7 protein-coding genes are annotated in these 5856 nt (G+C 54.3%); 6 read left to right on the forward strand and 1 reads right to left on the reverse strand.

The annotated features are described in order from the left end of the window. Positions 1 to 288 precede the first annotated feature (288 nt). Positions 289 to 600 (reverse strand): hypothetical protein, encoded by a 312-nt coding sequence (locus tag ACF8AM_RS17910; protein WP_392556955.1) that lies wholly within the window; start codon positions 598 to 600, stop codon positions 289 to 291. Between the two features lie 311 nt (positions 601 to 911). Between ACF8AM_RS17910 and ACF8AM_RS17915 the strand changes: the two genes are divergently transcribed. The 6 genes from ACF8AM_RS17915 to ACF8AM_RS17940 all read left to right on the forward strand — a co-directional run. Beyond that, positions 912 to 1148 (forward strand): hypothetical protein, encoded by a 237-nt coding sequence (locus ACF8AM_RS17915; protein WP_392556956.1) that lies wholly within the window; start codon positions 912 to 914, stop codon positions 1146 to 1148. Positions 1149 to 1234: 86 nt separating this feature from the next. Beyond that, the gene (locus tag ACF8AM_RS17920; RefSeq protein WP_392556957.1) at positions 1235 to 1414 is read left to right on the forward strand and encodes a YqaE/Pmp3 family membrane protein; all 180 of its coding nucleotides are present in this window, start codon (positions 1235 to 1237) and stop codon (positions 1412 to 1414) included. Positions 1415 to 1543: 129 nt separating this feature from the next. Further along, positions 1544 to 2089, forward strand: coding sequence for a DUF421 domain-containing protein (locus ACF8AM_RS17925; RefSeq protein ID WP_392556958.1), 546 nt, complete (start codon positions 1544 to 1546; stop codon positions 2087 to 2089). A gap of 484 nt (positions 2090 to 2573) precedes the next feature. Then, positions 2574 to 3374: an endonuclease/exonuclease/phosphatase family protein gene (locus tag ACF8AM_RS17930; protein WP_392556959.1), complete on the forward strand. Its 801-nt coding sequence runs from the start codon at positions 2574 to 2576 to the stop codon at positions 3372 to 3374. A 242-nt stretch (positions 3375 to 3616) separates the two neighbouring features. Next, the gene (locus ACF8AM_RS17935) at positions 3617 to 4114 is read left to right on the forward strand and encodes a PleD family two-component system response regulator (RefSeq protein WP_392556960.1); all 498 of its coding nucleotides are present in this window, start codon (positions 3617 to 3619) and stop codon (positions 4112 to 4114) included. A 546-nt stretch (positions 4115 to 4660) separates the two neighbouring features. Further along, the coding region (locus tag ACF8AM_RS17940; RefSeq protein ID WP_392556961.1) for a chemotaxis protein CheB at positions 4661 to 5856 on the forward strand (1196 nt) is incomplete at its 3' end.

The following is a 5856-nucleotide window of genomic DNA, read 5'->3' on the forward strand; positions in this document are numbered from 1 at the left end:
TTTTTTTTGGGTTGGGGGCCGCGGCGACCAACCCTCACCGGGGGTCACGCCCACGCCCTCGCCCCCCCGCCCACTGCGATCAACCTTCCCTTTTGACTTTGACTGAGCACTTGCGAAGGGAGGGCTACACGCCGTGTTTTAGGTTTGCCCTCCCCAGCCTGCAGCGGCCCCCCCCTTCCCGAAGGAAGGATGAAGCAAGTGCGCCGGTCGCTGGCCCGCTCACTGGAGACGAACCGGACGCTATCTCGGTCCGAATGATTCCATCGACGGGATGCTAGGAAGTGATCATCAGTTTCCTGCCCACATGATCATCGCAACAACGCCAGCAACGACCGCGAGCACGGCGAGATAGCTTAACGCAACCAGCATGAATGGTGTTCCGGGGGCCTCTTCACCGAGCTTGCGGTCTTTGTCGGTGACAACCTTCTTCGTCTCTTCAACAATACCTGTTTCGTTGTCCATGATGTCATTCCTTGAGGGAGTAGCGCCCGATCGATTGACACGGGCGGCAGCCCGATCGATCAGTGCACGGGCAGTGATGGAGTACCAACGCAAGCAACGTGCCACTTCACCTTCCTCGTGCAACGCGGAAGCGAACATGCTGAAACGTTCGGCAGGAATGCGCCCTCATGCGGGAAACCATTGAGCGGACTTCGATCAAGGATGAACCTCGCCCGACCAACAGGTCGTTGACCGACCTGCCTGCTGGTTTTGACCTCAGCCAAAGACTCAACGGCGAGGTAAACCAGTGAACTAGGACCATCCACGGTGGCTTCCTCTCAGTCTTTCATCCGCACGATGCAAGTTGTTTAGGTCTTGGCATGCCCTTTGCCTGACTTGCTCTACCGCGGCAACAAACTTCCATTACGACCATGTCCGTCGCCGCCCGGTTGGTCACCAGATGAAAGAAAATGATGAACAAGACATTCTTGATGACACTGCTTTCGGCTTCCCTTGCATTCGCAACGACCGGTTGTGATGTGGAGCAAACCCGAGAAGGCGAACTGCCCACGATGGACGTCGATGTGGAGGGCGATTCAGGCAAGCTTCCCGAGTTCGATGTGGACCCCCCTGAAGTCGACGTTCGAATGGAAGAGCAAACGATCAAAACACCTGATGTGGATGTCGATCTTCCTGCTGACGACTGAGCGACGCTTCCCGTTCGCTGCAGATTTTGAATGAAATTGCAGCACGCTTCCATACAAACCGACCGATCGATCTTTAGGAGAACCCTATGAACACCGTAGCTAGAAACGAAAACACCGTCTTGAAAGTCCTGCTCGCGATACTGTTGCCGCCATTGGCGGTGTACATGGACAAGGGAGTCGGAACTCAATTCCTGTTGAACATTGTGTTGACGCTGGTCGGGTTCTGGGTGATTGGGATCATCCATGCATTGATCGTCGTGTTATGAGCAATCAAGCAATAACCTATTTTCGATTCGGGATGACCAGGCACCGGTGCTGCGGGGCATGTCCCTGCAACGCACTCGGTTGTTCGCTCCTGAGTCTCATGCCGAGACGGCTGGGAAGGAAAACGACAAATGTTTGATAAATGGATTGATATCTCTGACTCTGAAATCGCGGGGATCCTTCTCACGTCGTTCTTTGCCTATGCCGCCGTGATGGTTTACACGCGGATCACGGGGTTGCGAAGCTTCTCCAAAATGTCGGCTCCTGACTTCGCAATGACAATCGCGACCGGCTCGATTTTAGGGGCCACGATATCCCAGCCGTCTCCCACGCTGTATGCCGGGTCGTTAGCCCTGTTGTCGCTGTTTGTGATCCAGTGGGCAGTCGCATTTTTGCGCCGACGATCGAAACGATTTAGCGCGTGCATCGACAATCAACCCGTGCTCTTGATGGCCGGTTCTACGATCCTCTATGAGAATCTTCATCGAGCCAATTTGACGGAGAACGACTTGGTCGGGAAGCTCCGAGAAGCGAACACGTGCAGCTTGGACGAGGTCCAAGCGGTGATCTTCGAAACGACTGGAGACATCTCGGTTCTCCATTCTGATTCAGACAAAGCCATTGACCCGATGCTTCTTCAAGATGTTTACGATGCAGAGCGGTTGACCGAGAGGTAAAGCAAAAATGCAGATCCAGGAGATCGTCCCCGCTTCATGCGTGGTATCGTGAACCTTGTTGGTCTGCGAAGACAGCGCCACGAATTCCACTCCTCGAACTCCGGGACGTTGCCAGATGCTCACGACATTCAACGCCTCGATTTATCTACTTTTCGCGGTGCTGACGTTCGGCTCAATTTTACCACTCAGCTCTCATCCGCATTGGTTCATCCGTGCATGGGATTTTCCCCGCGTTCAAATTGTGTTGATTACGATCGCTGCGGCGATTGCTTTTTGGGGAGTGAATTTTTTCTCTGCCGCTGATCCCGCTATCGGTTGGACTTGGATTGCCGTACTGGCAACGGCCATTTCCCTTTGGCACCTGTTTCGGATTGTGCCGTACACCTTGGTCGCACCAACGCAGGCAACCACATGGGATCCGACTTCGGCTACGCAAAAGGAAAGCACCCAGCGACGATTCCGTTTGCTTATGACGAACGTTGAAATGGAAAACGACGAATTCGATCACTGGTCGAAAGTTGTCCGGCAAACCGATGCGGACGTGGTCATCGCGGCAGAGATCGATCAACGGTGGAAGGCGTCACTGGATGGCTTGAAATCGATTTATCCCCATCAAATCGTCTACCCGCAAGACAACTGGTACGGGATGGCGATGCTTTCGCGATTGCCTTTCCGAGAAAGCGAGATTCGTTTTCGTGTCCAGGATGATGTTCCCTCGATTGACACCATGATCGAATTGCCGAGTGGCGAAGCAATTCGCGTGATTGGCGTGCACCCTCGTCCCCCCGAGCCGATCCGAGACAATGACGCGACGGCCCGGGATGCTGAGTTGGTGCTATGGGGCAAGGAGTTGGCAGAGGACCATCGTCCGATTGTGATCGGCGGCGACTTGAACGACGTCGCTTGGTCGCCTTCAACGCGACTGTTTCTACGGCTCAGCCAATTGTTGGACCCTCGTCGTGGCCGCGGCTTTTACAACACCTTTCATGCCGACCATCTGTGGATGCGTTTTCCACTCGATCATGTATTTCACTCGCCGCACTTCACAATCCGGGGTCTGAAGCGACTCGAGCATGTTGGATCGGATCACTTCCCGATTCTCATTGACCTACAATTGCAACCGGTGCTCAAGGACGAACAAGAACCGTTGGAGGAAAAAGCGAAGGACGAGAAGGAGGCGGAATTGAAGTTGCAACGTGCGGCTGAGTCGGACGAAATCGAGGCCGTGACAACTCCGCTGAGTTCGCACGCTGAGATTCTGCACTCGGGTGGTCAACTGGGATGAGCCTCGACCAGGTTGGTCATCGGACAGATTGATCACTGGACGTTCAGTTTTGGAATCAGTTCGCTGGTATCGTGAACCACAAAATTGCCGACGTTGACGCGAGCGGTGCAGGCCCTCCCGACGCGGTGATACGTTGGCGAAGAAACCCTGGTATGCCAAACTAAACGGCGTGGTTTTGGCACAGATTTCGCTTCGCAGGCCACACTGTGATTCGCGAATCCTCCCCACGCCCTCGAGCTTGTATGACAACAGTATCGCCCAACCATCTGGCTCACCCTCGGCGGTGTGTCATCGCGGATGACGTCCGTGTTATCCGTGAACAATTGGGGCATTGGATGCAAGAACTCGGCTACTCGGTTGTTCACGCATCCTGCGGTGCCACCGCGCTGGTGGAGTTGCGCCGCGAACCGACGGATTTGGTGATTGCCGATATCGACATGCCGCATGTCAGCGGGCTGCATTTGCTGCAGACAATACGTGCGGACGCTGATAACGCCGTCGCGGCCATCCCGGTGATTGTTTCCAGCAGTTTGGAAGATGGTGAGATCGGCAGGATGGTCACCGCACTGGGTGGAAGCGCCTACCTGAAAAAGCCGGTCTCGAAAGCGCAGATGATGGCGTGTGTGAACTTCCTCTCTCAAGACAACCAGTCCGCACCGGTGAACGACCACTCCTGTTCGCCTCACTCGGTTTCCGCGAAATTTCGCCGAATCGCGTCCGACTTTCAAGAGTTTGACTGAACCGGATCACAACGTCGATGTGAGTCACACAAGACTCGCCCTACTGGTTGGTCCAACCGCTTTCACATTGGTCGCTTGGCGGTCAACGGTCTAGCGAAAAGCGTTATCTTCCCCTGCCTTCATGGAACGTCTTCGCGATCGATTGACATGCATTGGCACACTCGTACACTGGACCGGCATCCAATTTGCGGGCGATGCAATCGAGCGCAGTCGCTTCACCGCGGTGCTAAATCGTTCAGAGTGGTCACCCGGAGACTGATAGTTTCGAGAAAGTTGTCAACACATCTTTCTTTTTGACGTTGAGCATCTGTTCTCTGGCTCTCGGCCAGTTGCTTGACTTGCCATTGAATGAAGGGGCCTTCCGAACGGCAACCAGTCCTTTCACAACCACCATCTATGGCCGACACGAACACGTCACACGAAACTGCCCTCGATTTGGATACCGCCTCGGATCAGGTCACTCCTTTAGGCAGACCACGTCAACATGTGGTTGGGATCGGCGCCTCGGCAGGCGGATTAGAAGCTCTGGAGAAATTGTTTCGAAAGATGCCCGTTGCCACCGGGATGTCGTTTGTCGTCGTTCAACACTTGTCTCCGGACTTCAAAAGCCACATGGACGAGTTGCTTCGGCGGGTCACCAACATCCCGGTGGAAGTGGTCGACAACGGGGTCCAAGTCCAGCCGGACACCATCTATCTGATTCCCGCCAAGAAAGAGATGGTGATCAGCAATGGAAAGCTGCTGCTGACCGATCGAGGCAACGAAAAGGTCTTGACTCATCCGATCGATCAGTTCTTGCGATCACTCGCGCAAGACGTTCGGCAGCGAGCGATTGGAATCATTCTGTCCGGGACCGGTAGCGATGGTTCACGTGGTGTTGTCGAGATCAGCAACAACGGCGGGTTGGTTGTCATCCAAGATCCGAAGACATGCAAGTTCGACTCGATGCCAATGAACGCCCGCAACACGGGCCGCATCGATTTCGAATTGGCACCGGAGCACATCGGCGAGGCGTTGCAGCAATATCTGTTCGACGGACAAAAATCGGTCAACGAACACCCGGACAACACGGAAGAAGACCAACGTTCCGGATTGGAACGAGTCTTTCAACTGCTGAAGCAGAACCACGGGATCGATTTCAATCACTACAAAGCAGGGACCGTTCATCGCCGCATCCAACGACGAATGGACCTGCTACATCTGGAGAACCTTGCCCAGTACGTCGAGCACATCAACGAACATGCGGATGAAGTGAACGAACTTTATCGCGACTTGCTGATCGGCGTCACCAAGTTTTTTCGCGACGGGGATGCATTCGATGTCCTCGAAAAGGAAGTCATTCCAGATCTGATTGAGCGTGCGGAAGACACCATTCGTATCTGGGTTTGTGGTTGCGCCACGGGTGAGGAAGCCTACTCGATCGCCATTTTGATGCGAGAAGGAATCGAGCGATCGGGACGCGCCCTCGATTTTAAAATGTTTGCAACGGACCCACACCGTGGATCATTGCAATTCGCAGCCGCCGGAATCTATTCCGAAGCACAACTCAACGACGTCTCAGAGGAACGCCTCGGACGTTTCTTTATGCGCCGGGACGACCGGTACGCGATCAAGGATTCACTGCGAAGAAGCGTCGTTTTTGCAGCGCAAAACGTGATCAACGACCCACCATTCACACAGATCGATTTGGTGTCATGTCGCAACATGTTGATCTACCTGCAGACACCTGCACAACGCAAAAC

The sequence above is a fragment of the Rhodopirellula sp. JB055 genome, assembly GCF_043100905.1.
In the GTDB taxonomy this organism is placed as follows: domain Bacteria; phylum Planctomycetota; class Planctomycetia; order Pirellulales; family Pirellulaceae; genus Rhodopirellula.

What these genes read in the sequence shown, in the direction of transcription:
- ACF8AM_RS17915 (WP_392556956.1), top strand. Translation starts at nt 912, where the DNA reads ATGATGAACAAGACATTCTTGATGACACTGCTTTCGGCTTCCCTTGCA.
- ACF8AM_RS17910 (WP_392556955.1), bottom strand. Translation starts at nt 600, where the DNA reads ATGTTCGCTTCCGCGTTGCACGAGGAAGGTGAAGTGGCACGTTGCTTG.
- ACF8AM_RS17920 (WP_392556957.1), top strand. Translation starts at nt 1,235, where the DNA reads ATGAACACCGTAGCTAGAAACGAAAACACCGTCTTGAAAGTCCTGCTC.
- ACF8AM_RS17925 (WP_392556958.1), top strand. Translation starts at nt 1,544, where the DNA reads ATGTTTGATAAATGGATTGATATCTCTGACTCTGAAATCGCGGGGATC.
- ACF8AM_RS17935 (WP_392556960.1), top strand. Translation starts at nt 3,617, where the DNA reads ATGACAACAGTATCGCCCAACCATCTGGCTCACCCTCGGCGGTGTGTC.
- ACF8AM_RS17930 (WP_392556959.1), top strand. Translation starts at nt 2,574, where the DNA reads ATGGAAAACGACGAATTCGATCACTGGTCGAAAGTTGTCCGGCAAACC.